Annotated in this window: 27 protein-coding genes; 8 read left to right on the forward strand and 19 right to left on the reverse strand. The window is 70.6% G+C overall.

Features of this window, described 5'->3' with window-relative positions; all coding sequences use genetic code 11:
* Positions 1-8: 8 nt before the first annotated feature.
* On the forward strand, positions 9-1,004 hold the full coding sequence (locus tag BLQ62_RS15535) for a zinc-binding dehydrogenase (protein ID WP_068529962.1): 996 nt from the start codon (positions 9-11) through the stop codon (positions 1,002-1,004).
* Between the two features lie 35 nt (positions 1,005-1,039).
* Here BLQ62_RS15535 and BLQ62_RS15540 read toward each other — a convergent pair whose 3' ends face one another.
* From BLQ62_RS15540 to hrcA, 12 genes are all read right to left on the reverse strand, one after another.
* The gene (locus BLQ62_RS15540) at positions 1,040-1,447 is read right to left on the reverse strand and encodes a hypothetical protein (protein WP_068568833.1); all 408 of its coding nucleotides are present in this window, start codon (positions 1,445-1,447) and stop codon (positions 1,040-1,042) included.
* On the reverse strand, positions 1,444-2,250 hold the full coding sequence (locus BLQ62_RS15545; RefSeq protein WP_068568835.1) for an isoprenyl transferase: 807 nt from the start codon (positions 2,248-2,250) through the stop codon (positions 1,444-1,446). The genes BLQ62_RS15540 and BLQ62_RS15545 overlap by 4 nt, the downstream gene beginning before the upstream one ends.
* A complete protein-coding gene (gene recO / locus BLQ62_RS15550; protein ID WP_068568947.1) occupies positions 2,228-3,025 on the reverse strand; it encodes a DNA repair protein RecO in 798 nt (265 codons plus the stop codon). The genes BLQ62_RS15545 and recO overlap by 23 nt, the downstream gene beginning before the upstream one ends.
* A gap of 236 nt (positions 3,026-3,261) precedes the next feature.
* Complete coding sequence (gene era / locus BLQ62_RS15555; protein ID WP_231857756.1) at positions 3,262-4,218, reverse strand: GTPase Era; 957 nt, start codon at positions 4,216-4,218, stop codon at positions 3,262-3,264.
* Positions 4,215-4,538 carry a cytidine deaminase gene (locus BLQ62_RS15560; protein ID WP_068568837.1) on the reverse strand — a complete coding sequence of 108 codons (324 nt, stop codon included), beginning with the start codon at positions 4,536-4,538 and terminating at the stop codon, positions 4,215-4,217. The genes era and BLQ62_RS15560 overlap by 4 nt, the downstream gene beginning before the upstream one ends.
* Entirely contained in the window at positions 4,535-5,860 is a 1,326-nt protein-coding gene (locus tag BLQ62_RS15565; RefSeq protein ID WP_068568839.1) for a hemolysin family protein, read from the reverse strand. Before BLQ62_RS15565 ends, BLQ62_RS15560 begins: the two co-directional genes overlap by 4 nt.
* Positions 5,861-5,863: 3 nt before the next feature.
* Positions 5,864-6,403, reverse strand: a complete 540-nt coding sequence (ybeY, locus tag BLQ62_RS15570; protein WP_068529946.1) for an rRNA maturation RNase YbeY — start codon at positions 6,401-6,403, stop codon at positions 5,864-5,866.
* A complete protein-coding gene (locus tag BLQ62_RS15575) occupies positions 6,400-7,458 on the reverse strand; it encodes a PhoH family protein (RefSeq protein ID WP_068529944.1) in 1,059 nt (352 codons plus the stop codon). The genes ybeY and BLQ62_RS15575 overlap by 4 nt, the downstream gene beginning before the upstream one ends.
* A 110-nt stretch (positions 7,459-7,568) precedes the next feature.
* Entirely contained in the window at positions 7,569-8,288 is a 720-nt protein-coding gene (locus BLQ62_RS15580; RefSeq protein ID WP_133298559.1) for an alpha/beta hydrolase family protein, read from the reverse strand.
* A 55-nt stretch (positions 8,289-8,343) separates the two neighbouring features.
* Positions 8,344-9,120 carry a 16S rRNA (uracil(1498)-N(3))-methyltransferase gene (locus tag BLQ62_RS15585; RefSeq protein WP_068568840.1) on the reverse strand — a complete coding sequence of 259 codons (777 nt, stop codon included), beginning with the start codon at positions 9,118-9,120 and terminating at the stop codon, positions 8,344-8,346.
* Positions 9,121-9,126: 6 nt separating this feature from the next.
* Positions 9,127-10,293: a molecular chaperone DnaJ gene (gene dnaJ / locus BLQ62_RS15590; RefSeq protein ID WP_068568843.1), complete on the reverse strand. Its 1,167-nt coding sequence runs from the start codon at positions 10,291-10,293 to the stop codon at positions 9,127-9,129.
* Positions 10,294-10,429: 136 nt separating this feature from the next.
* The gene (hrcA, locus tag BLQ62_RS15595) at positions 10,430-11,464 is read right to left on the reverse strand and encodes a heat-inducible transcriptional repressor HrcA (RefSeq protein ID WP_068529936.1); all 1,035 of its coding nucleotides are present in this window, start codon (positions 11,462-11,464) and stop codon (positions 10,430-10,432) included.
* Between the two features lie 59 nt (positions 11,465-11,523).
* On the opposite strand from hrcA, the gene BLQ62_RS15600 reads away from it, so the two are divergent.
* The 3 genes from BLQ62_RS15600 (at position 11,524) to BLQ62_RS15610 (ending at position 13,336) form a co-directional block, all read left to right on the forward strand.
* A complete protein-coding gene (locus BLQ62_RS15600; protein WP_068529934.1) occupies positions 11,524-11,877 on the forward strand; it encodes a type II toxin-antitoxin system VapB family antitoxin in 354 nt (117 codons plus the stop codon).
* An 11-nt stretch (positions 11,878-11,888) separates the two neighbouring features.
* Positions 11,889-12,521 carry an SIMPL domain-containing protein gene (locus BLQ62_RS15605; RefSeq protein WP_068568844.1) on the forward strand — a complete coding sequence of 211 codons (633 nt, stop codon included), beginning with the start codon at positions 11,889-11,891 and terminating at the stop codon, positions 12,519-12,521.
* Between the two features lie 68 nt (positions 12,522-12,589).
* Positions 12,590-13,336: an SIMPL domain-containing protein gene (locus BLQ62_RS15610; RefSeq protein ID WP_068568846.1), complete on the forward strand. Its 747-nt coding sequence runs from the start codon at positions 12,590-12,592 to the stop codon at positions 13,334-13,336.
* Between the two features lies 1 nt (position 13,337).
* On the opposite strand, the gene hemW is transcribed toward BLQ62_RS15610, so the two are convergent.
* A complete protein-coding gene (gene hemW / locus BLQ62_RS15615) occupies positions 13,338-14,510 on the reverse strand; it encodes a radical SAM family heme chaperone HemW (RefSeq protein WP_068568848.1) in 1,173 nt (390 codons plus the stop codon).
* A 258-nt stretch (positions 14,511-14,768) separates the two neighbouring features.
* Between hemW and BLQ62_RS15620 the strand changes: the two genes are divergently transcribed.
* Genes BLQ62_RS15620 through BLQ62_RS15635 form a run of 4 tightly spaced genes read left to right on the forward strand, consistent with a single transcriptional unit; the run spans position 14,769 to position 19,445 of the window.
* A complete protein-coding gene (locus BLQ62_RS15620) occupies positions 14,769-16,493 on the forward strand; it encodes a nitrite/sulfite reductase (RefSeq protein WP_068568850.1) in 1,725 nt (574 codons plus the stop codon).
* Positions 16,490-17,242 carry a phosphoadenylyl-sulfate reductase gene (locus BLQ62_RS15625; RefSeq protein WP_231857757.1) on the forward strand — a complete coding sequence of 251 codons (753 nt, stop codon included), beginning with the start codon at positions 16,490-16,492 and terminating at the stop codon, positions 17,240-17,242. Before BLQ62_RS15620 ends, BLQ62_RS15625 begins: the two co-directional genes overlap by 4 nt.
* On the forward strand, positions 17,239-18,168 hold the full coding sequence (gene cysD, locus BLQ62_RS15630) for a sulfate adenylyltransferase subunit CysD (protein ID WP_068529925.1): 930 nt from the start codon (positions 17,239-17,241) through the stop codon (positions 18,166-18,168). The genes BLQ62_RS15625 and cysD overlap by 4 nt, the downstream gene beginning before the upstream one ends.
* Positions 18,168-19,445, forward strand: a complete 1,278-nt coding sequence (locus BLQ62_RS15635; protein WP_068568852.1) for a sulfate adenylyltransferase subunit 1 — start codon at positions 18,168-18,170, stop codon at positions 19,443-19,445. The genes cysD and BLQ62_RS15635 overlap by 1 nt, the downstream gene beginning before the upstream one ends.
* A gap of 90 nt (positions 19,446-19,535) precedes the next feature.
* Here the strand turns inward: BLQ62_RS15635 and BLQ62_RS15640 are convergent, their stop codons facing one another.
* The 6 genes from BLQ62_RS15640 to BLQ62_RS15665 all read right to left on the reverse strand — a co-directional run bounded on the left by BLQ62_RS15640 (position 19,536) and on the right by BLQ62_RS15665 (position 24,889).
* Positions 19,536-20,780, reverse strand: a complete 1,245-nt coding sequence (locus BLQ62_RS15640; RefSeq protein ID WP_068568854.1) for a GNAT family N-acetyltransferase — start codon at positions 20,778-20,780, stop codon at positions 19,536-19,538.
* Between the two features lie 28 nt (positions 20,781-20,808).
* Positions 20,809-21,807 (reverse strand): sulfate/molybdate ABC transporter ATP-binding protein, encoded by a 999-nt coding sequence (locus tag BLQ62_RS15645; protein WP_068529921.1) that lies wholly within the window; start codon positions 21,805-21,807, stop codon positions 20,809-20,811.
* Positions 21,797-22,615: a sulfate ABC transporter permease subunit CysW gene (gene cysW, locus BLQ62_RS15650; RefSeq protein ID WP_068529919.1), complete on the reverse strand. Its 819-nt coding sequence runs from the start codon at positions 22,613-22,615 to the stop codon at positions 21,797-21,799. The genes BLQ62_RS15645 and cysW overlap by 11 nt, the downstream gene beginning before the upstream one ends.
* Positions 22,612-23,403 (reverse strand): sulfate ABC transporter permease subunit CysT, encoded by a 792-nt coding sequence (cysT, locus tag BLQ62_RS15655; protein WP_068568856.1) that lies wholly within the window; start codon positions 23,401-23,403, stop codon positions 22,612-22,614. The genes cysW and cysT overlap by 4 nt, the downstream gene beginning before the upstream one ends.
* Positions 23,403-24,467: a sulfate ABC transporter substrate-binding protein gene (locus tag BLQ62_RS15660; protein ID WP_231857758.1), complete on the reverse strand. Its 1,065-nt coding sequence runs from the start codon at positions 24,465-24,467 to the stop codon at positions 23,403-23,405. Before BLQ62_RS15660 ends, cysT begins: the two co-directional genes overlap by 1 nt.
* Before the next feature lie 185 nt (positions 24,468-24,652).
* Positions 24,653-24,889 carry a hypothetical protein gene (locus BLQ62_RS15665; RefSeq protein ID WP_068568858.1) on the reverse strand — a complete coding sequence of 79 codons (237 nt, stop codon included), beginning with the start codon at positions 24,887-24,889 and terminating at the stop codon, positions 24,653-24,655.
* Between the last annotated feature and the right edge of the window lie 42 nt (positions 24,890-24,931).

Raw genomic sequence — 24,931 nt, forward strand, 5'->3', positions numbered from 1 at the left:
GTCAATTCATGCGCGCACTGATCCAGGACGAGTTCGGCGATCCCGCGAGCGTCCTGTCCGTCCGTGACGTACCACTGCCCGAACCGCGGCCCGGCCAGGTGCGGATCCGCACCCTGCTCGCGCCGATCCACAACCACGACCTGTGGACCGTGAAGGGCGATTACGGCTACAAGCCCGCCCTGCCCGCGGCTTCCGGCTCCGAGGCCGTCGGTGTCATCGACGCGCTCGGCGAGGGCGTCGAGGGCTTCACCGTCGGCCAGCGCGTGGCCACCGGATCCGCATTCGGCACCTGGGCCGAGTACTTCGTCGCCGGCGCTGCCGGCCTCCTACCCGTTCCGGAGGAGATCTCCGACGAGGCAGCAGCGCAACTGTTCTCGATGCCGTTCAGCGCGATCAGCCTGCTCGACTACCTGAACGTCCAGCCCGGCCAGTGGATCGTGCAGAACACGGCCAACGGCATGGTCGGGCGGATGCTGGCGCAGCTCGCGACCGCTCGGGGCATCAACGTGACGGGCCTGGTCCGACGGTCCGCGGCCATCGACGAGCTCGCCACCTTCGGCGTGACGAACGTGATCGCGACGGACACCGAGGGCTGGCGCGATCGGGCCAAGGAACTCGCCGGAGAGGCCGGTTACGCGGCCGCGGTGGACTCGATCGGCGGCGCGGCGAGCACCCAGCTCGCCCTCCTGCTCGGTCAGCGCGGCACCCTGGTCTCGTTCGGGGCGATGAGCGCCACCAACCCCGGCGAGGGCGCGATGCTGGAGATCCCCGTCAACGTCGCGATCTTCAAGGAGATCGTGGTCAAGGGCTTCTGGGGCCGCACCGTGAGCCAGGAGATGGATCCCGCCAAGCGGGCGGAGCTGATGGGCGAGGTGGTCCGGGGCGTCGCTTCCGGCACCCTGGCGCTCCCCGTCGACGGGGTGTACCCGTTCGACGAGATCTCCGCCGCCGCAACGGCGAGCGGCCGTCCGGGCCGCGTGGGCAAGGTGCTCCTGCGCCCCTGAGCGCTCAGCACCGGAGGAGTGCGGCGCGCGCGCCGTCAGCCGACCAGGCGACGGCGCGCGTCGACCCCTTGGGCGAGCACGAACAGCACGAACTCCCGCAGCGCATCGCCCGCGAGCGTGCCCGCCGGGAACGAGTAGTGCAGCACCAGATCGGCGGAGACCTCCCGCTCCATGAGGCGGAGCGAGCCGAACTGCACCCCCTCCGCCACCGAGCGCACGTCGGCACGCAGGTCCTCGGTGAGCGCGAGGTCCCACGCCACCACCTGGGTCAGGGAGTAGACGTCCACGTCGCGCGCGAGCTCGAAGACCTGGACCGACGCCGGCGTCTCCCCGAAATCGACCAGTACGGCCTGGTTCTCGTCGCGGCGCAGGGTCACGCCGTCGGCGAGCGCGGATTCGAGGCGCGAGCGCAGTGCGTCCAACCGCGGGTCCTGCGCCGTCACTGCGCACCGCCGAAGCGCCGGTCGCGCTGGGCGTACTCGAGGCAGGCCGCCCACAGGTTCCGCCGGTCGAAATCGGGGAACAGGGTGTCCTGGAAGACGTACTCGGCGTAGGCGCTCTCCCAGAGCAGGAAGTTCGACGAGCGCTTCTCCCCCGACGGCCGCAGGAACAGATCCACGTCCGGCATGTCGGTCTGATACAGGTAGTGCTGGAAGGACTGCTCGGTGATGTGGTCCGGGCTGATGTCCCCCGCCGCGGCGCGGCGCGCGATCTCCCGTGCGGCGTCGACGATCTCAGCGCGACCGCCGTAGTTGACGCACATCGTGAGCGTCATGACCGTGTTGTCCTTGGTCAGTTCCTCCGCGATCTCGAGCTCCTTGATCACGCTGCGCCACAGGCGGGGCCGCCGGCCGGCCCACTTCACGCGCACCCCCATCTCGTGCATCTCGTCGCGGCGGCGGCGGATCACGTCGCGGTTGAAGCCCATGAGGAAGCGCACCTCCTCCGGGCTGCGCGACCAGTTCTCGGTGGAGAAGGCGTACGCGGAGAGCTGCTTGACGCCGATCTCGATACACCCGCAAACGGTGTCCATCAGCACGGCCTCGCCGCGCTTGTGGCCCTCGGTGCGGGGCATGCCGCGCTCCTTGGCCCAGCGACCGTTGCCGTCCATCACGAGGGCGACGTGGTTCGGCACCAGCTCCGCGGGGATCTCCGGAGGCGTCGCGCCCGACGGGTGCGGGTCCGGCGGCCGGACCGTCGTCGGAGCCGGTGGCGTCTTCGACCTACCCCGCCGCAGTCCCGGCACCGTCGACCTCCCTCTCACCGGCCGCGAGAGCCGGGCTGTGCGGCGCGTGCCGCTCGATCATCGGCAGCGATCGCAGCTGCCGTCCCACGTGCCACTGTAGGTGCGCCGCGGCGAGCCCGTTCGCCTGCCTGCGCATCCGCTCGCCCGTGGTCTCGGCGAAGTCGAAGTCGGCCCGGGCCAGCGCCGCCATCAGGTCCAGCACGCCCTGCCCCGGCACCGCGGAACCCGGCGGCCGGCAGTGCACACAGACCGCGCCGCCCGCCGCCACGTGGAAGGCGCGGTGCGGCCCCTCGTCGCCGCAGCGCGCGCAGATCGTGAGGGCGGGCGCCCAGCCCGCCGACTCCATGGCGCGCAGCAGGAACGAGATCAGCACCAGGTCCCGGTCGCGGACGCCGGCCGCGATGGCCCGCAGCGCGCCGACGGTGAGCCGGTGCAGTTCCAGCGCCGGGGCGCGTTCCTCGCCCGCCAACCGCTCCGCGGTCTCGATCACCGCGCACGCCGTGGTGTAGCGGCCGTAGTCGCCCGCCAGATCACCCGAGTAGGCGGCGATCGAGTGCACCTGCGTCACCATGTCCAGGTTGCGGCCGGGGTGCAGTTGCAGGTCGACGTGCGCGAACAGCTCCAGCCGGGCGCCGAACCGCGACCGCGGCCGCCGCACCCCCTTCGCGACGGCGCGGACCAGGCCGTTGTCCCGGGTCAGCAGCGTGAGGATGTAGTCGGCCTCCCCCAGCTTGTGCTGCCGCAGCACCACAGCGCTGTCCCGGTACGACCTCATGAGGAACATCATCCCACCTCGCGCCGACAGATGCGCCCGTGCCGCGCCGTCTGGCAGACTGACGTCCGGACGTCACGAGGAGATCAGCAATGACGGATTCGCCCGGAAAGGTCACCACGCCGGAGCAGGCGTGAGCACCCCGCACGAGCCGCCCCGCAGCGCGGTCCTCCCCCTGCGGGTCAGCATCGACAGTTGGATGCTCGGCGACCCGTCGCCGCGGTTCTCGCTGGAGAACGCTAGAAGCCCAAACGCCCCAGCTGCTTCGGATCGCGCTGCCAGTCCTTGGCGACCTTGACGTGCAGGGAGAGGAAGACCTTGCGGCCCAGGAGCTTCTCGATCTCGCCGCGCGCGGCGGTGCCCACCGACTTCAGGCGCGAACCGCCCTTGCCGATGATGATCGCCTTCTGCGAGGGCCGCTCCACGTAGAGCAGGGCGTGCACCTCGAGCATCGCGGGCTTACCGGACTTCTCCTGCGCCTCGGTCTTGTCCCGCTCGAGAACCTCCTCGATGACCACCGCGAGCGAGTGCGGAAGCTCATCGCGCACGCCCTCGAGAGCGGCCTCCCGGATCAGTTCGGCCATCATGGTGTCGTCGTCGGTATCGGTGATCTCGCCGTCGGGGTAGAACGCCGGGCCGGGCGCCATCTTCGACGCCAGCAGCTTCACCAGGTCCTCGACCTGCTCGCCGGAGGCAGCGGACACGGGGATCACGTCGCTCTCGCCGCCGAGGAAGGCGGCGACGGCCAGCAACTGCTCGGCGACCTTCTCCCGACCGACCTTGTCGATCTTCGTGACCACGCCGATGAGCGTGGTCTTCGGCGCCATGTGCCGCACCTGGTCGAGGATGTACTTGTCGCCGGGGCCGATCTTCTCGTCCGCCGGGATCGTCAGGCATATCGCGTCGACCTCGGAGTAGGTGTCGCGCACCAGGTCGTTGAGCCGCTGCCCGAGCAGCGTCCGCGGACGGTGCAGACCGGGGGTGTCCACCAGCACCAGCTGGCAGTCGGGCCGGTTGACGATGCCGCGGATCGTCGAGCGGGTGGTCTGCGGGCGCGAGCTGGTGATCGCCACCTTCGCGCCGACCAACGCATTGGTCAGGGTGGACTTGCCCGTGTTGGGCCGCCCCACGAAGCACACGAATCCGGACCGGAAGTCCTCGCCCCCGTCGTCGTGCGCCTGGATCTCCTCGGTCACGTCAGGGCCTCTCCTCGTGCGTCGAACAACAGGACCGGTGCCGTCGGCGACACCTCGTGCAGGGCGGCGACACCGGCGTCCTCGACGCCCGCACCGCCCACCAGGACCGCCACCTCGAACCCCTCGGCACCGGAGCTCAGTGCGGTGGCGACGGCCACCTGCAGCCCCGTCAGCGCCAGCGACGCCAGAGCGACCGGCGCGCCGGCGTAGGTGCGGCCGTCGAGATCCCGTACCGCGGCGCCGTGCCCGGCGCCCGCTCGCGCCATCGCACCGCGCGCGAGGGTCACGAGCTTGAGGTCCTCCTCGGACGTCTCGGTCACACGGTCTCCTTCTCGTCGTTCGCTCTGCCGGCATCGTCGTCCGACGGTGCGCCCGCCTCGTCCTCCGCGGACCGCACCAGGACCGTCGAGATCCGGACCCGGCCGCGACGGTCCGTGGCGCCCTCGGCCTCGAGCAGCAGGCCGTGTGCCAGCACCTCGGAGCCGGGCAGCGGCACGCGCCCCAGGGCCAGGCCGAGAAGGCCACCGACGGTGTCGACCTCGTCCTCCTCGATGTCCTTGTCGAACAGCTCACCAAGGGTCTCGAGGTCGAGCCGGGCCGAGACCCGGAAGTGCCCGTCGCCGAGTTCCTCGACCGGGGCGACCTCGCCGGAGTCGTACTCGTCAGTGATCTCGCCGACGATCTCCTCCAGCACGTCCTCGATGGTGACCAGTCCGGCGATGGAACCGTACTCGTTGACGAGCACCGCCATGTGGTTGTTGGTGTGCTGCATCTCGCGCAGCAGCGCGTCGACCGGCTTCGAGTCGGGCACGAAGACCGCCGGGCGGGCCATCCGGCCCACCGCGATGGCGTGGCGATCGGCACCGTCGGGCAGGGCGACGAGGTCCTTGAGGTAGACGACGCCGCGCACGTCGTCGACGTTCTCCCCGATGACCGGGATGCGGGAGTGGCCGGAGCGGACCGCGAGGCGGGTGGCCTGCGAGACCGACTTGTCGGCCTCGATCCACACGATCTCGGGCCGGGGCACCATGACCTCGCGGGCCGCGGTGTCCCCGAGCTCGAAGACGGACTGGATCATCTTGCCCTCGTCCTCGTCGACCACGCCGCGCTGCTGCGCGAGGTCGACGAGCTCGCGCAGCTCGACCTCCGTCGCGAACGGGCCGTTGCGGTAACCGCGGCCCGGCGTGATGGCGTTACCGAGAAGGATGAGCAGGCGGGTGATCGGCCCCATGAGGATGGCGATCACCTGCAGCACGACCGCGGTCACACAGCCCAGCGTGTAGGCGTGCTGGCGGCCGAGGGTGCGCGGGCCGACGCCGATGAGCACGTAGCTGACCACCGTCATCACGGCGGCGGTCACGACCGCGGTCCACACGGTGGGCAGGTAGCGGTCGAGCACCACGAACACCAGGACGGTGGCGAGGATCTCGCAGGCGGTGCGCAACAGCACCACGAGATTGACGTACAGCGGCCGGTTGACCAGCACGCGCTGCAATCGCTTCGCGCCGGGGCGCCCGTCCTCGACGAGGTCCTCGACGCGCGCCGGGGACACGGTCAACAGGGCCGAGTCGATCGCCGCGAACAGCCCGCCCAGCAACACCAGGGCGACGACGCCGACGATCAGCAGGATCGACGAGGTCACGGCTCAGTCCCGCCGCCCCAGGAAGCCGGCGCGGCCGAGCAGCGTGTCGTCGCGCGCGGACTGGCGGGCGCGGCGGTCCCGCTCGCGCTGCTGCGCGTAGTACTCGGCCAGGATGCTGTCCTGCAGCGCGAACATCTCGCGCTCCTCGTCGGGCTCGGCGTGGTCGTAGCCGAGCAGGTGCAGCACGCCGTGGACGGTGAGCACGTTGAGCTCGTGGCCGGTGGAATGTCCCGCCGCGGTGGCCTGCTCCGCCGCGAACTGCGGGCACAGCACGATGTCGCCGAGCGTCGCGGGGCCGGCGTCGACCATGTCCGGGCGGCCGCCCGGCGTGAGCTCGTCCATCGGGAAGCTCATCACGTCGGTCGGTCCGGGCAGGTCCATCCACTTCACGTGCAGGTCGGCCATGGTGTCGAGGTCGACGGCGAGCATGTTCAGCTCCGCACCGGGGTGCACGTCCATCGCCGCGATGGCGAACGCGGCCACGGCCACGACCTCGGCCTCGTCGACGTCGAAGCCCGACTCGTTGGCGAATTCGATGCTCATCGGCGTCCCGGAATGCGTCGCGCGCCCAGCTGCGGGCGCTTGGTGGCTTCGAGCTGCTCCTCGAAGGTGGAGTAGGCGTCGACGATCTCGGCGACCAGACGGTGCCGCACCACGTCGGAGCTGCTGAGCTCGGCGATGTGGATGTCGTCGATGCCGCGCAGAATCCCGACCGCGGCGCGCAGGCCGCTGGTCGCGCCGCCGGGCAGGTCCACCTGGGACGTGTCACCGGTGACCACGATCTTGGAGCCGAAGCCGAGGCGGGTGAGGAACATCTTCATCTGCTCGGCGGTGGTGTTCTGCGCCTCGTCGAGGATGACGAACGCGTCGTTGAGCGTGCGGCCGCGCATGAACGCGAGCGGCGCGACCTCGATCACGCCCGCTTCCATCAGCTTCGGAATGGCCTCGGGGTCCATCATGTCGTGCAGCGCGTCGTAGAGCGGGCGCAGATACGGGTCGATCTTCTCGTTGAGGGTGCCCGGCAGGAAGCCCAGGCGCTCCCCCGCCTCGACGGCGGGGCGGGTCAGGATGATGCGGCTGACCTGCTTGGACTGCAGGGCCTGCACGGCCTTGGCCATTGCCAGATAAGTCTTACCGGTGCCGGCGGGGCCGATGCCGAAGACGATGGTGTGCGCGTCGATCGCGTCGACGTACTTCTTCTGGTTCACCGTCTTGGGCCGGACGGTCTTACCGCGGCGGGAGATGATGTCCAGCGTGAGCACCTCGGCGGGCGACTCGCCGGAACCGTCGGTCATCATGCCGACGGACCGGCGCACCTCCTCCGGGCTCACCGCGACGCCGCTGCGCACGGCGGCGAGCAGCTCGGCGAGCACGCGCTCGGCCAGTGCCACGTCGGCCGGGCGGCCGGAGAGCGTGATGACGTTGCCGCGGGCGTGGATGTCCGCGGACAGCGCCCCCTCCAGTGCACGGAGGTTCGCATCCGCGGGGCCGAGGAGACCGAAGGTCAGCTCGATGGGGATCTCGACGGTGGACCGCGCCGGCGTCACGGCCTGAGCGGGGCTGTCGGAACTGGTGGGGTCTGGCACGCGGTGCGTCATTCCTTAACTCGGCGGTCCCCGCGCCTGACGGTGCGGATATCTCCAGTTTAGTACCGCTCACCCCCGGAAGGCCCGTGGGTTTCTCCCCGGGCGTATCCCGCCCGGCCCGGTCAGCGCGCGGCGAGCTCCTCGATCGCGGCGACGGTGGCCGCATGCCCCTTCGAGCCGGGCTCGAGGAAGTCGTCGTGGCCCTCGCCCTCGATCATCGTCAGGGTCGCGTCCATGCCGTTCTCCTGCGCCTGGGAGAGGAACCACTCGGAGAGCTGGTAGGGCACCTGCTCGTCCAGTCGGCCGTGCAGGGCGCGGACGCGGGTGGTGAAGGGCATCGCCGCCACGGGGCTGGCCTGCGCGAAGGTCCGCTTGATCAGCCGCTGATTGGCGTTGGGCGCGAGATCGAAGAGCAGCCGCATCGACTGATCGCCGTCGCCGCGCTCGATGAGGTCGAGGACGCCGCCGCGGGAGATGACGCCCAGCAGGTCGGGCCGCTGCGCAGCGGCCCAGACCGCGAGCGTGGCGCCCGCGCTGTGCGCGGCGACGATCTGACCGGCGCCCTTCGCCAGCTTGGCGGCGCCGTAGTCGATGGCCTCGAGCACGTCGTTGCCGAGGATCGGCCACACCACGCCGGGCTCGCCCACCCGCCGGTACTCGACGTTCCACACGGGGTAGCCGCGGTCGTTGAGGTCCTTGGCGACCTTGGACTCCATCGACATCGTGTAGAGATTGCGCCAGTAGCCGCCGTGCACCAGCGTGATCAGCGGCTTGTCCGCGTCGCCCGGATAGAAGTGGCCGTGCTGCGAGTCCTCGCTGCCGTAGAAGATGCGACGCGCCATCGTGTCCGAGCCCTCCTGAGCCACCCCGCCGGCCGGCGTTCCGCCGATCCGGCCATCAGTCCGGCGGCGTGCCGGACCATCTGTCGGTCATTACACCCAGCGCCCCCAGGGCGACGGCGGCCGCGGTGGAAGTCCGCAGCACCGTCGGGCCGAGGAGCGCGGGCTGCGCACCGATCCCGACCAGGGCATCCAGTTCCTCGGGGCTGATTCCGCCCTCCGGCCCCACCACGATAACGACGGTTCCGGTTACTGAGAAGTCAACCTCGCCGAGAGGCACCGCCGAACCCTCGTGCAAGACAACTACATTCGCATCCATACTGGTGAGTAGTGGAACCAGTTCCCGCGTGGTCACCAGGTCGTGGACCTCCGGAACATACGCTCGCCGTGCCTGTTTCGCGGCGGAGCGGGCCACGGCGCGCCACCGAGCGACGCCCTTCTCGGCCTTGGCGGAACCCTTCCCGCCGGACCCGCCCCCGTCCCAGCGGGAGACGCAGCGCGAAGCCTGCCACGGCACGATCGCGTCGATCCCCGCCTCGGTGGCGAGCTCCACCGCGAGCTCGGACCGATCCGACTTGGGCAGCGCCTGCACGAGGACCACGCGCGGCGACGCGGGCGGCACCGTCCAGGCCTGCGCGCACCGCACCGTCACGTCGGCCTTGCCGAAGGCGACGGCGGTGCACCGGGCGAAGCCTCCGGCACCGTCGGACAGGACCAGCTCCTCGCCGACCCGGACGCGCCGCACTGCGGCGGCGTGGCGCCCCTCGTCGCCGGCGAGGAGGTACTCCTCCCCCGGCGCGGGCAGCGACTCCGCGAGGAAGACGGTGGCCGCCACCTGCGGTTACCGCCCGGCGAACGTGTCGCGCAGGCGGGAGAAGATGCCGCCGCCCTGGTCCGGGCCGCCGCGACGCGCCGCGTGCGGGCCCTCGCCCGGGAACAGCGCCTTGAGCTCGCGCAGCTTGTCGGCCTGCTTCTTGTCCAGGCGCGACGGGACCGCGACGTCGAAGTGCACGACCAGGTTCCCGCGGTTCGGCGAGTTGACCTGCGGCATGCCGTGCCCGCGCAGCACCTTGGTGTCGCCCGTCTGCGTGCCCGGGGGCACCTCGACGGTGAGCTCGTCGTCGATCACGGTGGGGACGGTGACCTCGGATCCCAGGGCGGCGTCGAACATCGGCACCCGCGCGGTCACGTGCAGCGTGCTGCCGTCGCGCGTGAGGAACTCGTGCTCGCGCTCGGTGACCTCCACGTACAGGTCACCGGCGGGGCCGCCACCGGGGCCGACCTCGCCCTGGCCGGCCAGGCGCACGCGCATCCCGTCGCCGACGCCGGCGGGGATCTTCACGGTGAGGTTGCGGCGGCTGCGCACGCGGCCGTCGCCGCTGCACTTGCTGCAGGGGTTCTCGATGACCTCGCCGGCACCCGAGCAGGTGGGGCACGGTCGCGACGTCATGACCTGGCCGAGGAACGAGCGCTGCACCGACTGCACTTCGCCCGCGCCGTGGCAGGTGGGGCACGTCGACGGCTTGCTGTCGCCCTCGGTGCCGGCGCCCTGGCACTTGTCGCACAGGATCGCGGTGTCGACGGTCAGCTCGCGGCTCACGCCGTTGGCGCACTCGTCGAGATCGAGCTCCATGCGGATCAGCGCGTCGTTGCCCTCGCGGACCCGGCCGCGCGGGCCGCGCCCGCCGCCGCCCATGCCGCCGCCGAAGAACGCCTCGAAGACGTCGCCCAGGCCGCCACCGCCGAAGCCGCTGAACCCTCCGCCACCGAAGCCGCCGCCGCCCGGCGAGCTGTCGAGCGGATCGCCGCCCATGTCCACGACGCGCCGCTTCTCCGGATCGCTGAGCACCTCGTACGCGTCGGAGACGTCGCGGAACTTCTCCTGCGCCGCCTCGTCGGGGTTCACATCGGGGTGCAGCTCGCGGGCGAGCTTGCGGTACGCGCGCTTGATCTCCTGGTCGGAGGCCTTCGAATCGACCCCGAGGATGCGGTAGTAATCACGAGCCACTTCTGCGAAACCCTCTTACGAAATCGGCGACAGTCAGCGGACCTGATCGGACCGCGCTCAACCCATGATTCCACCACACCGCCCGATCGGACCATTCGCGCAGGTCACCCCGTCGAGAATCATGCGCGGACGAGCATCAGCGCTCGCCGAGCACCTCGCCGACGTAGCGGGCGACCGCGGCGACGGACGCGATGGTGCCCGGGTAGTCCATCCGGGTGGGGCCGAGCACGCCCACCCCACCGAAGATCGCGCCGGGCGCGCCGTACCCGGTGGAGACCACGGACGCACCGCGCAGGTTCTCGTCCTGGGTCTCCGAACCGATCGCCACCGACACCGTGCCGGGCTGTTGCCGCGCCGTCAGCAGCTTGAGCACCACGACCTGCTCCTCGAGCGTCTCCAGCACGCTGCGCAGCGAGCCCGAGACCGCGTCGAAATCGGCCGCGTTGCGGGTGAGGTTCGCGGTGCCGCCCAGCACCAGCCGGTCGTCGGCGCGTTCGACGAGCGTCTCGACCAGCACCGTCGAGATCCGGATCACCGCGTCGCGCAGGTCGCGGGGGGCGAGCGGAGCGAGATCGGCGACCCCCATCGACGCATCGGGGATGAGCTTGCCCTGCACGGCGGCGCCGAACAGCTCCCGCAGGCGCGAGAGGTCCTCGTCGGAGGCGGGCTCCCCCAGCTCGACGAGGCGCTGCTCCACGCGGCCCGAGTCGAGGATCACCACGAGCAACAGCCGCGTCGGTGCCAGCGCGACGACCTCGAGGTGGCGGACCCGCGCGGAACTGATCACGGGGTACTGGATGATCGCGACCTGCCGCGTGAGCTGGGCGAGGAGACGCACGGAGCGCTGCAGCACGTCGTCGAGGTCGACGCCGGTCTCGAGGAACTGCAGGATCGCGCGGCGCTCGGCCGACGAGAGCGGCTTGATCTGCGCGATCCGGTCGACGAACTGCCGGTACCCCTTCTCCGTGGGGATGCGCCCCGAACTCGTGTGCTGCTGCGTGATGTAACCCTCGGCCTCAAGGACCGCCATGTCGTTGCGGACCGTCGCGCTGGAGACGCCCAGGTGATGCCGGTCCACCAGCGCTTTCGATCCAACGGGCTCGTGCGTCTCGACGTAGTCGGCGACGATCGCCCGGAGCACCTCGAACCGCCGGTCCTCCGTGCTCGACATCGTGCCGCCTTTCCCTCGGGATCTTCGATCGCCCAGTTTACGCGGGCTAGAGTCGAGCCGTGATCTTCAAGGGCGTACTCGACGGCAAGCCGTACCCGGATCACGGACTCACCGCCCGCGACTGGTCCCGGATCCCGCCGCAGCAGGTCCGCCTGAGCTCGATCGTCACCACCACCACGGTGCTGGCGCTCGACCGGCTGCTCTCCGAGGACTCCACCTTCTACGGCGACCTGTTCCCGCACGCCGTCGAATGGAACGGTGACCTCTACCTCGAGGACGGCCTGCACCGGGCCGTCCGGTCGGCGCTGCGCGGCCGCGAGGTGCTGCACTGCCGGGTGCACTCGCTGCCGCCCGGCACCCCGCCCCGTCCGGCATCCTCGAGGAGGCACGGCAAGCACGCCCGCCAGGATTGAGAGGACTCCCCATGTCGCGCACCATTCGCCAGACCGGCTCCGGCGCCGCCACGGCGACCCCGGACGTCGTCATCGCCCACGTCGGCGTCGAGTTCCGCGCGCCGGACGTGGCGAGCGCCTTCTCGGGAGCGGGCACGGCGGCCCGCGCCGTCGTCGCCGCCGTCCGCGCGGCCGGGGTGGCCGAAGGCGATGTCGCCACGACCGGAGTCGGCCTGCAGGCCGTCGAGACGGGCCCGTGGGAGGACCGCCGGCTCGAGGGTTACGCCGCGACCGAGTCGCTGACGCTCACCATCCGTTCCGTCGCCGACGCCGCCGCAGTCCTGCAGGCCGCCGCGACCGCCGCGGGCGACGCGGCCCGTATCCAGTCCGTCTCGTTCGCCCTGTCCGACGGTGCCGGGCCCGCCGCCGCGGCGCGCGAGGCCGCGTTCGCCCACGCCAAGGCGAAGGCCGAGCAGTACGCGGCCCTGTCCGGCGACGCTCTCGGCGCGGTGCTGTCCATCACCGACGAGTCCGCTCCGGGCCCGCGCGCCGATGTGCACTTCGCCGCGAAGGCCCTCACCGCCGCTGCTCCCGCCGGGCCGGCGATGGAAGCCGGCGAACGCGAGATCACGGCGCACGTCACCGTCGAATGGGAGTTGGTCTAACCGACTTCTCCGTTGCCGTAACGACCGTTCCGCTGCGGCGGCGCACCCTCCGCTGCCACGCTGGGACCATGGCGAACCCGACATCCAGGACGGCACGGAACTGGCGCACGACCGGCGTCGCGCTCCTCGCGACGCTCGCACTGGGCGGATCGGTGGCGGCGTGCGGATCGTCGAGCACGAGCAACGACTCCCCGCGCGAGATCACAGCCGTCGGTACCGGCGAATCGTCCGGCAAGCCCGACGTGCTCACCGTGCAGCTCGCCGTGCAGCACCAGGCGGGCGACGTGACGACCGCGCTCAACAACGCCTCGGCGAGCGCGCAGAAGGTGATCGACGCGGCGGGCGCGAACGGCGTGGACACCAAGGACATCGCCACCGCGAACGTCAAGATCGATCCGCGCTACGGACCGGATCAGCAGATCACCTCGTACGAGGCGACGCAGTCGCTCACCGTCAAGGTCCGCAAGCTCGAGAGCGCGTCCAAGCTGCTCGGCGACCTGGCGACCGCGGGCGGCGACGCCACCCGGATCAACTCCGTCGGCTTCGACATCGAGAACGACTCCGACCTCAAGGCCACGGCCCGCGACAAGGCCTTCGCGGAGGCCAAGTCCCGCGCCGAGCAGTACGCGAAGCTCTCGGGCGGCGAACTCGGCGAGGTGCGGACGGTCACCGAGGGTGCCCCCGTCCGGCCCGTCACGACCCGGGGCTACGCCACCCCCGATTCCGGGCCGGGCGCCGCCGCCGCTCCCGTGCCGGTCCAGGCGGGCGAACAGTCGCTCACCGTCACCGTGACCGTCGTGTGGGCGCTGTCGTAGCTCAGTCCAGGATCCGCCGCACCACGCCGTCGGCCAGCAGCCGGCCGGCGTCGGTGAGGACGTAGCCCTCACCCGCACGGTTCAGGTTCCCGACGGTGACCTCCGCCTCGGCCCGCGCGGCCTCGTCGGGCCGCAGCACCGCGGCGGGGATGCCGGAGCGCATGCGCACGCGCAGCATCACGTCCTCGACGTGGCGATCCTCGTCGGTGAGCACCTCGTGGCCCGCGATCGGCAGCGCGCCGCCCGCGACCGCCTCCGCGTACCGCGCGGGGTGCTTGACGTTCCAGACCCGCGTGCCCGCGATGTGGCCGTGCGCGCCGGGACCGGCGCCCCACCAGTTCGCGCCCTCCCAGTACAGCTCGTTGTGCCGGCACCGTCCCGCCTCCGAGCGGGCCCAGTTCGACACCTCGTACCAGTCGAAACCGGCACCCCGCAGCGCACCGTCGAGCATCTCGTAGCGATGGGCGAGGACGTCGTCGTCGGTGTCGGGCAGCTCGCCGCGGCGGATCCGGCGGGCCAGCGCGGTGCCGTCCTCGACGATGAGCGCGTAGGCGGAGACGTGGTCCACCCCGGCGTCGAGCACGGCGTCCAGCGACGCCCGCAGGTCGTCGTCGGACTCCCCCGGCGTGCCGTAGATGAGGTCGAGGTTGACGTGCTCGAAGCCGGCCTCGCGGGCCTCCTTCGCCGCGGCCACCGCCCGCCCCGGGGTGTGGGTGCGGTCGAGCACCTTGAGCACGTGCTCGGCGGCGGACTGCATGCCCAGCGAGATCCGGGTGAAGCCCGCCTCCCGCAGCCGCGCGAAGAACTCCGGCGAGGTGGACTCGGGGTTGGACTCGGTGGTCACCTCGGCGTCGTCGGCGAAGGTGAAGTGCCGGCGGGCCGTGTCCAGCAGGGCCGCCAGTCCGTCGCCGCCCAGCAGCGACGGGGTCCCCCCGCCGACGAAGACCGTCGAGACCGGGACGTCGCCGAGCGCCCGGCGGGCCAGCGCGAGCTCCCCGTCGATCGCCTCCGCCCATGCCTGCGGCGAGGTCGACGCCCCCAGCTCACCGGCCGTGTAGGTGTTGAAGTCGCAGTAGCCGCAGCGCGTCGCGCAGAAGGGGACGTGCAGGTACAACCCGAACGGCGCCGAGGCCCCGTCGAGCCGACGGAGCTCTGGTGTCGAGGGCGTGGGCACGCGTCCAGTCTGGCAGGTGGCCCGACCACGGAATTTCACGCACCGGTGAGCGGAACCCGATTCCGCTTTTCCGCTCAACCAGTGGCACAATGATCTCGATGGATGAACAGGGTGAGCTGCTGGCATCGCGCCGGCACATCGATTACCTGCGGGTCTGCAGCAGCGGCTGTCAGGCCTGATTCACGACGCCTCCGTCCGCGTCGAGCCCCTGAGCGCCACCAGCCCTGGCGCACCATCCCATGAATCCCAGGAGCCTCCATGACGTCGATCGCCGACGCCCCTGTCCCCTCCGCCGCTGACGCCGCCCCCACGCGGCCGGCGCGGACGCGCCCCGTCAAGCGCAAGTCGGAGGGCCAGTGGAAGCTGGGGTACCGCACGCCGCTCAACGCCAACGAGCAGACCAAGCGCGACGACAACCCGCTCAACGTGCGTGCCCGGATCGAGAACATCTACTCGAAGCAGGGCTTCGAGTCCATCGACAAGGCCGACCTGCGCGGCCGGATGCGCTGGTGGGGCCTCTACACCCAGCGCGAGCAGGGGTACGACGGCACCTACACCGGTGACGAGAACATCGACCTGCTCGAGGCGCCGTACTTCATGATGCGCGTGCGCTGCGACGGCGGAAAACTCGACGCTGCGCAGCTGCGCACCCTCGGCGAGCTCTCCACCGAGTTCGGCCGCGACACCGCCGACATCTCGGACCGTGAGAACGTGCAGTTCCACTGGATCGAGATCGAGAACGTGCCCGAGATCTGGAAGCGTCTCGAGGCGGTCGGCCTCAAGACCACCGAGGCGTGCGGCGACTGCCCCCGCGTGGTGCTCGGCTCCCCGCTGGCCGGCGAGTCCTTCAGCGAGGTCCTCGACCCGTCGCCCGCGATCGACGAGATCGTGCGCCGCTACATCGGCGACCCGAAGTACTCGAACCTGCCGCGCAAGTTCAAGACCGCCATCTCGGGCCAGCAGGACGTGGTCCACGAGATCAACGACGTTGCCTTCATCGGCGTCGAGCACCCCGAACACGGCCCCGGCCTCGACCTCTGGGTCGGCGGCGGCCTGTCGACGAACCCGATGCTCGCCCAGCGCGTGGGCGCCTGGATCCCGCTCGACGAGGTGCCCGATGTCTGGGAGGGCGTGGTCTCGATCTTCCGCGACTACGGCTACCGCCGACTGCGCTCGAAGGCGCGGCTGAAGTTCCTGGTCAAGGACTGGGGCATCGAGAAGTTCCGCCAGGTCCTCGAGGACGAGTACCTCGGCCGCAAGCTGATCGACGGTCCCGCGCCCGCGCTGCCGGAGCGTCCCATCGATCACATCGGGGTGCAGAAGCTGCGCAACGGCCTCAACGCCGTCGGCTTCTCCCCCATCGCCGGCCGCGTCTCGGGCACCGTCCTGAGCAAGGTGGCCGACGCGATGGATCGGGTCGGCTCCGATCGCGCCTCGTTCACGCCGTACCAGAAGCTCATCGTCCTCGACGTGCCCGACGACCAGGTCGATTCCCTCATCGACGAACTGGCGCCGCTGGGCCTGCAGGGCCGCCCGTCGATCTGGCGCCGGAACCTCATCGCGTGCAGTGGTATCGAGTTCTGCAAGCTCTCCTTCGTGGAGACCCGCAAGCGCTCGCAGGTGCTGGTCCCCGATCTGGACCAGCGGCTCGCCGACATCAACGCGCAGCTGGACGTGCCGATCACGGTGAACATCAACGGCTGCCCCAACTCGTGCGGCCGCTCCCAGATCGCCGACATCGGCTTCAAGGGCCAGCTCGTGGACGATCACGAGGGGAATCAAGTCGAGGGCTTCCAGGTTCACCTGGGTGGAAGCCTCGGACTCGACAGCGGTTTCGGCCGCAAGCTGCGCCAGCACAAGGTGCTGTCGACGGAGCTCGGGGATTACATCGAGCGAGTGGTGCGGAACTTCGTGACGCAGCGCGAGGACGGCGAACGTTTCGCGCAGTGGACGCTCCGCGCCGCGGAGGAGGACCTGCGATGACCAGCACCCCGGCGAGCGAGCGAGCCCGCACGACACCGTCGAACCCCCTGACCGGACGGGACGCGGACGAGCTCCGCGCCCTCGCCGAGCGCGCGTCGAAGGAGCTGGAGGGCGCCGACCCGCTCACGCTGCTGCAGTGGACGCTGGACACCTTCGGCGAGGACTTCGTCGTCGCCTCCAACATGCAGGACGGCGTGCTGGTGCACCTCGCCAAGCAGGTGCAGGACCGGCCGAAGGTGCTCTTCCTCGACACCGGCTACCACTTCCCCGAGACGATCGGCATGCGCGATGCGGTCGAGTCGATCTACGAGGTGGAGCTGCTCAACGTGACGCCCGCGCAGAGCGTCGGCGAGCAGGACGCGACCGTCGGCAAGGACCTGTTCGCCACCGATCCCGCGCAGTGCTGCAACCTGCGCAAGGTGGTGCCGCTGCGGGAGACCCTGTCGGGCTACCGGGCGTGGGTCACCGGCATCCGTCGCGTCGAGTCGCCCACCCGCGCCAACGCCCCGTTCATCTCGTTCGACGAGGGCTTCGGACTGCTCAAGGTCAACCCGATCGTCGACTGGACCGACGAGCAGATGCAGCGGTTCATCGAGGAGAACGGCATCCTGGTGAACCCGCTGGTCGACGAGGGCTACCCGTCGATCGGCTGCCAGCCCTGCACCAACAAGCCCGCCCCGGGTTCCGATCCTCGAAGCGGCCGCTGGGCCGGTTCGACCAAGACAGAATGCGGACTGCACGCCTCATGACCATCACAGAGCCCCCCACGTCGCCGACGGTGCCCGGTTTCAGCACGCTCGACGCGCTGGAGTCCGAGGCGATCCACATCTTCCGTGAGGTCGCGGGCGAGTTCGAGCGCCCCGTGATCCTGTTCTCGGGCGGCAAGGATTCGACGGTGCTGCTGCACCTCGCGGTGAAGGCGTTCTGGCCGGCGCCGCTCCCCTTCGCGCTGCTGCACGTGGACACCGGCCACAACCTGCCCGAGGTGCTCGACTTCCGCGACCGGATGGTCGAGAAGTACAACCTGCGCCTGCACGTGGCCAAGGTCGAGGACTACCTCGCGGACGGCCGCCTCGAGGAGCGTGCCGACGGCATCCGCAATCCCCTGCAGACGGTGCCGCTGCTGGACGCCATCTCCGAGAACCGCTTCGACGCGGTCTTCGGCGGCGGCCGCCGCGACGAGGAGCGGGCCCGCGCCAAGGAGCGGATCTTCTCGCTGCGCAACGCCTTCGGCCAGTGGGACCCGAAGCGGCAGCGCCCCGAGCTGTGGAACCTCTACAACGGCCGGCACGCACCGGGCGAGCACGTGCGGGTGTTCCCGATCAGCAACTTCACCGAGCTCGACATCTGGCGCTACATCGCCCGCGAGGACATCGAGCTGGCCTCGATCTACTACGCGCACGAGCGCGAGGTCTACTCCCGCGACGGGATGCTGATGACGTCCGGCGTGTGGGGCGGGCCGCGCGAGGGCGAGCAGGTGCAGACCCTGTCGGTGCGCTACCGAACCGTCGGCGACGGCTCCACCACGGGCGCCATCGAATCCACCGCGTCGAACAACGAGCAGATCATGGCCGAGGTCGCGGCGTCGCGGCTCACCGAGCGCGGCGCCACCCGTGGCGACGACCGCGTCTCGGAGGCGGCGATGGAGGACCGGAAGAAGGAAGGCTACTTCTGATGAGCACCGCACCCGCGCTGCTGCGCCTGGCCACGGCCGGCTCCGTCGACGACGGCAAGTCCACCCTCGTCGGGCGGCTGCTCTACGACACGAAGTCGGTGCTCGCCGACCAGATCGACGCCGTCACCCGCGCGTCGGTCGACAAGGGGCTCGACACCCCCGACCTGTCGCTGCTGGTCGACGGCCTGCGCGCCGAGCGCGAGCAGGGCATCACCATCGACGTCGCCTACCGCTACTTCGCGACGCCCAACCGGTCCTTCATCCTGGCCGACACCCCCGGGCACGTGCAGTACACCCGCAACACGGTCTCCGGCGCGTCCACCGCGCAGGTCGTGATCCTGCTGACCGACGCGCGCAAGGGCGTCATCGAGCAGACCCGCCGGCACGCCGCGGTGCTCTCGCTGCTGGGCGTGCCGCGCCTGGTGCTCGCGGTGAACAAGATCGACCTGGTCGAGGACCCGGCGACGGTGTTCCAGGAGATCTCCGCCGAGTTCCGCGCCCTCACCGGCTCGCTGGGCTGGGCCGACGAGGCCGTCCACGCGATCCCCGTCTCGGCGCTGCACGGCGACAACGTCGCCTCGCGCTCGGATCAGACGCCGTACTACGACGGCCCGTCGCTCATCGAGCATCTGGAGTCGATCCCGACGGATCCGGACACGAAGCCGATCGGCTTCCGCTTCCCGGTGCAGTACGTGATCCGGCCCCGCACGCCCGAGTACCCCGATTACCGGGGGTACGCCGGGCAGGTGGCCGCCGGCACCGTCGATGTGGGCGACGAGGTGCTCGTGCTCCCCGCGGGCACGCGCAGCCGCGTCGAGCGGATCGATACGGCCGACGGCGAGCTCGCCTCGGCGCACACCGGCCGCTCGGTGACGGTGATCCTCGCCGACGACTTGGACGTCTCGCGCGGCGACGTGATCGTCTCCGCCGCCGACGCCCCGGAGCCGCGCCAGCAGTTCGAGGCGACGGTGTGCTGGCTGGCCGAGAAGCCGCTGCGCATCGGCGCGCGGCTGCTGCTCAAGCACGGCACCAAGACCACGCAGGCGATCATCGGCGGGCTGGATGCGGTGTTCGACGAGCAGAACCTCACCGTCGGCGAGGGCACCACGCTCGAGCTGAACCAGATCGGCCGGATCACAATCCAGACCGCGGAGCCGATCGTCGCCGACGACTACGACGTCAACCGGGAGATGGGCAGCTTCCTGCTCATCGATCCCGCGGGCGGCAACACCCTCGCCGCAGGCCTGGTCGGCAACGCCCTCGCCCACCTCGTCTGACAAGACGCGTCCCGAACGTCGGGTTCTCCGGCCTTCCGCGGTGAGATCGTGCCGCGGACGGCCGGTGGACCCGACTTTCGGTATCGGCGATCAGAACATCTCGACGGCCCACGCGCGACGCGGGCTCAGCAGCATGAGGTCCGCGCGGGCGGCGGCACCGTCGGTCAGCTCCCGGATCGATCCGAGGGCGACGCGGCGGGCGACGGGTTCGTCGGAGAGCCACAACCGGCCGAGGTCGGTGACATCGAGGGACAGATCCGCGGGCTCGTCGGTGGGCACGCAGGTGCCCGCTCCCCCCTCGGTGGCGATGAGGAACCGCCCGTGCGCCGGGCCGGGCCCGGCGCCGTCGTACCCCGGATCGCTCACCTCCAGCACGAGGCGTCCCGGCACCGCGTAGGTGCGTGCCGAGAACAGGGCCGGGACGTCGAAGGGGCGGATCCAGAGGAAGTCGGTGCGGTTGGAGATCTGCACCGTGCGCGGGTCCGCCGGGACAGTGGCCGCGATGTCGTCGAGCGGCCGCTGCGAGGCCTCGACCCACAGCACCCAGTCGATGCTCATGGCGAACGCCCACAGGTCCCGTTCGGCGGCCGCGTCGACGCCGAGCAGCTCGGTGACCTTGAGGGTGGAGTCCGGCCTACTGTCGGTCCACTTCGGCGCGATCGTGTACGCAAGAATCCCCGCCACGTCGCCGTCGCGGCGCAGCACTACGCGCAGCGTCTCGTCGGGGCCTCCGCCGGGCAGGACGCCTGCGGTCCGGCGCAGGTTGATGTCGAGCTTGGAGACCCGGCCCGGGAAGTCGAGCAACTCGCGGATGCGGACCGACGCGGCGAGGTAGTCCTCGCCCCCGGCGTAGCGCACCTCGCCCGCCGGCGGCTGCGGCAGTCGGCCGCGGTCCACCGCGATCCGGAGGTCGACGGACTCGGTGCTCTGCCCGAAGCCGTAGCGGCCGTAGATCGCGTGCTCGGCGGCGATGAGTGTGGCGGCGGCGTGGCCGGCTGCGCGCGCGTCGTCGAGGCAGCCCCGCATGTGGGTACCGAGGATGCCGCGGCGGCGATGGGTGGGCAGCACCGTCACGGCGGAGACGGCGCGGACCGGCACCCGTGCCCCGCCGACGGCCGTGAGCTCCTGATCGAAGGACAGGAACGTCCCGACGGTCCGCTCCCCGTCGACGGCGATACGGTGGTCGAGCGAATCCAGCTGCGCCGCCACCGCTTCCCGCCACTGTTCCGCGTCGGGCATCCGGCTCTGGAAACCGATGGAGGCGCACTCCTGGAATCCGAGCAGTTGCTCGTTCGTCGTCACACGCTGGAAGTCGATACCGCTCGAATCGGTCATACCGGCAACATTACCGACGCACACAACCCTATTTCGGCGCGGCGATCTCCGGGACGTGCGTGGCGCGGACGTACACGACATCGCCCTCGCCGAGCTGCAGCGCAGCGGCGTCGCCGCGGGTGATCTGCGCGTGGAAGCGCTCGCCCGTCGCGGCGTTCTTGAGCTCCACCCGCACCTCGAAACCGAGGTAGACCACGCGCTCGACCTCGGCGCGCAGGACGCCCGCCTCCTCGGAGGTCTGCCCGCCCGCGCGGGCGAGTTCGGGGGTGCGGCCGACGCGGATGTCGTGCGGGCGCACCAGGACGCCGTTGAGCTTGGCGACGGAGCCGAGGAAGGACATCACGAACTCGGTCTCGGGGCGGTCGTAGACGTCCGCCGGGGAGCCGACCTGCTCGATCCGGCCCTTGTTGAGCACCGCGATCCGGTCGGCGATGTCGAGGGCCTCCTGCTGATCGTGGGTGACGATCACGGTGGTCACGTGCACCTCGTCGTGCAGGCGACGCAGCCAGGAGCGCAGCTCGTCGCGCACTTTCGCATCCAGGGCGCCGAAGGGCTCGTCGAGCAGTAGTACCTGCGGGTCCACCGCGAGCGCGCGGGCGAGCGCCATGCGCTGGCGCTGGCCGCCGGAGAGCTGCGCCGGGTAGCGGGTCTGGAAGCCGGTGAGCCCCACCACCTCGAGCAGGTCGTCGACCTTGGCCTTGACCTCCGCGGCAGGCCGCTTGCGGATCTTCAGCCCGAAGGCGACGTTCTCCCGCACCGTCATGTGCTTGAACGCCGCGTAGTGCTGGAAGACGAAGCCGATGTCGCGCTGCTGCGGCGAGGCGTGCGTGACGTCGGTGCCGTTGATCTCGACGAGACCGGAGTCGAGCCGATCGAGGCCCGCGATGGAGCGCAACAGCGTCGACTTGCCCGAGCCCGACGGGCCGAGCAGCGCCGTGAGCGAGCCGTCGGGGATCTGAAGGGAGACGTCGTCCAGGGCCGCGAAGTCGCCGTAGCGCTTGTTGGCTCCCACCACGTTAATCGTCATCGCGGTTCCTCCTGCGGGTCGCTTCGAGCAGGGACATCACCACCAGCGCGACGAGCGCCAGCAGCATGAGCAGCGTCGCGGCGGCGTACGCCCCGAAGGTGTTGTAGTCGTCGTGGTTGCGCGAGCTCACCAGCAGCGTGAGCGTCTGCGAGATGCCCGGGAAGTTCGACGAGACCATGAGCACCGCGCCGTACTCGCCGAGCGCGCGGGCGATGGTGAGGACCACGCCGTAGGTCAGGCCCCAGCGGATGGCGGGCAGCGTGATCCGCCAGAAGGTCTGCCAGCCGCTCGCGCCGAGCGTCGCGGCGGCCTGCTCCTGGTCCTGGCCGATCTCGTGCAGCACCGGCTCCACCTCGCGGACCACGAAGGGCAGCGTCACGAAGGTGGTCGCCAGCACCATGCCGGGCAACCCGAAGATGATCCGGAAGCCCAGCGATTCGATGCCGCCGAACCAGCCGCCGACGCCCCACAGCATGATCAGCGCCACTCCCACGACCACGGGCGAGACCGCGAAGGGCAGGTCCACCGCGGCCTGCAGCGCGGCCTTCCCGCGGAACTTCCCGCGCGCCAGGGCGAGCGCCACGAGCACGCCGAAGATCACATTGAGGGGCACCACGATCGCCACGATGAGCAGCGAGAGCTGCAGTGCGGAGATCGCCGCCGGCGTGGTGATCCAGGCCCAGAACTCGCCGAAACCGCGCTCGAACGAGCGGTACAGGATCACGCCGATCGGCAGGATCAGCAGCACCAGCAGGTACAGCAGCGCGACCGACCGCAGGCTCAGCACCGTCTTCTTGGAGAGGTTCACTCCTGCTCCTCCCTCTTCGCGGCCCGTGAGCCGACCAGCCGCATGACGGCGAGCAGCACGAAGGCGATCGCGAGCAGCGCGACCGATACCGCGGACGCCGCGACCTGGTTGTCGACCTCGAGCTGCTGCTGGATGTACTGCGAGGCCACCTGCGTCTCGCCGGGGATGTTGCCGCCCACCAGCACGACGGACCCGAACTCGCCGATCGCGCGGGTGAAGGCGAGGCCGGCACCGGAGAGGATCGCCGGCAGCAGCGTGGGGATGATGATCTTCGCGACGATCACCCGGTTGGGCGCGCCGAGCGACGCGGCAGCCTCTTCGACCTCGCGGTCGAGCTCGATGAGCACCGGCTGCACCTGGCGCACGACGAAGGGCAGCGTGACGAAGGCCAGCGCGATGACGATCGCCGGCTGGGTCGCGTTGAGCGTCAGCCCGATGGGGCTGTCGGGCCCGTAGAGCGAGAGCAGCACGATCGACGCGACGATCGTCGGCAGCGCGAAGGGCAGGTCGATGAGCGCGTTGACCACGCCCTTGCCGGGGAAGTCGTCGCGTACCAGCACCCACGCGATGATCGTGCCCATCACGACGTTGATGACCGTCACCAGCAGCGAGACCCAGACGGTGATCACCAGCGTCGAGACGGCGTTCTTCGCGGTGAGCGCCTCCCAGAACCCCGACCAGCCGTCGTCGAAGGCGCGCGTGGTGATCGCGGCGATCGGCAGCAGCACGATCAGCGAGATCCACAGCCAGGCGACGCCGATGCGCAGCGGGATGATCAGGCTCCGCATCACTTGCCCCCGCTCTTGTAGGCGGCGGCGATGGTGCCCTTCTCGCCGAACAGCGCGGCATCCACGGCGGCCCAGCCGGTGAGGTCCTTGCCGCCGTTCTTGGCGGCCGTTCCCCTGCCGAGCACCGCGCCGAGCTCGTCGATCGTCCACAGCCGCTGCGGCTGCGCCGGGAACACGTGCGCGGTCTCCGCGGCGATCGCGGGGTCACCGGCCCGGAACCCGGACGCGGGGATCGCGCGCTGCGCCTCGGGCGAGAACAGGAACCCGACGAAGCGCCGCGCGGCCTCCGGCGCCTGCGCGGTGTTCACCACGGCCACCGGCAGATCGATGCGGAAGGACTGGGGTGGGATGAAGTACTCGGGCGTGGGCTTGCCGTCCCGCTTGCTCTGCCGCTGCAGCAGCACGGCTTCGCTCTCGTAGCTGAGCAGCACGTCGCCCTGGCCGGATTCGAAGGCGGAGGTCGCGTCGCGGCCGGAGCCGGGGCTGACGGTGGTGTGCTCGCGGATGAGCTCCTTGACGAAGTCCAGGCCCTTCTCGGGCTCCTGGCCGCCGTTCGACAGCGCCGCGTAGGGCGCGAGCAGGTTCCACTTCGCCGAACCGGAGCTGGCGGGGTTTGGGGTGACCACCTCGACACCCGGCTTGAGCAGGTCGGACCAGTCGTGGATGCCCTTCGGGTTGCCCGGCCGCACGACCACGGCGACCGCGGAGGTGAAGGGCACGGACCGTCGCGGGAACGCCTGCTCCCAGTTCTTGTCGACGAGGCCCGCCTTGACGATGCGGGTGATGTCGGGCGCGACGGACATGTTCACCACGTCCGCCGGGACGTGCCGGGCCACTTTGCGGGACTGATCGCCCGACGCGCCGTAGGACTGCGAGAAGCCCACGTCCGGGTTGGTCTCACGGAACAGCGGGATGGCGACGTCGAAGGCCGGTTTGGACGCCGCGAACGCCACCAGGTTCACGCGGTGCTCACCGCTGGAGATGTCCACGCCGTGCGGATCGTCGGTGGAACCGCCCCCGCACGCCGTGAGCAGCACGGTCAGGGCGGCTGCGACGATGCTCACAGCACGACCGCGCGGACTGGGTCGGATCACGTCTCGCCGTTCTGCTCGGGATCGGGTCAGGCGTGAATCCTACGAAGCGCGGTCAGCGCAGCAGTGCCCACGCGACCACGAGCAGCACCAGCAACGCGATCAGCGCGAGCGTCACCTTCGACTTGGGCACGAGCGCCCGCCATCCGCCGCCTGTCTCAGACACCTTCGCCATTCCCTTCCGCGGCCCGCTGACCTGCGTCGTCGGCGCGTGCTCCCCGCTCGAGGCGGGAGTCCAGCGCGTCGGCGACGCGGTCGATGAGGGCACTGAGTACGCGCACCACCAGAATTGCGATCACTGCGAGTACAACCATGACCAGGCTGACCTGCAGAACGTAGGGCAGACCCGTGAGCCACAGCTCCACCGAGTCCCACCACTGCGCGATCGCGTGCACCCGCCCAGCCTAGCGACCGCCGTGCGCGAACCCGTCGTCGTG

This window comes from Tsukamurella pulmonis (genome assembly GCF_900103175.1).
In the GTDB taxonomy this organism is placed as follows: Bacteria; Actinomycetota; Actinomycetes; order Mycobacteriales; family Mycobacteriaceae; genus Tsukamurella; species Tsukamurella pulmonis.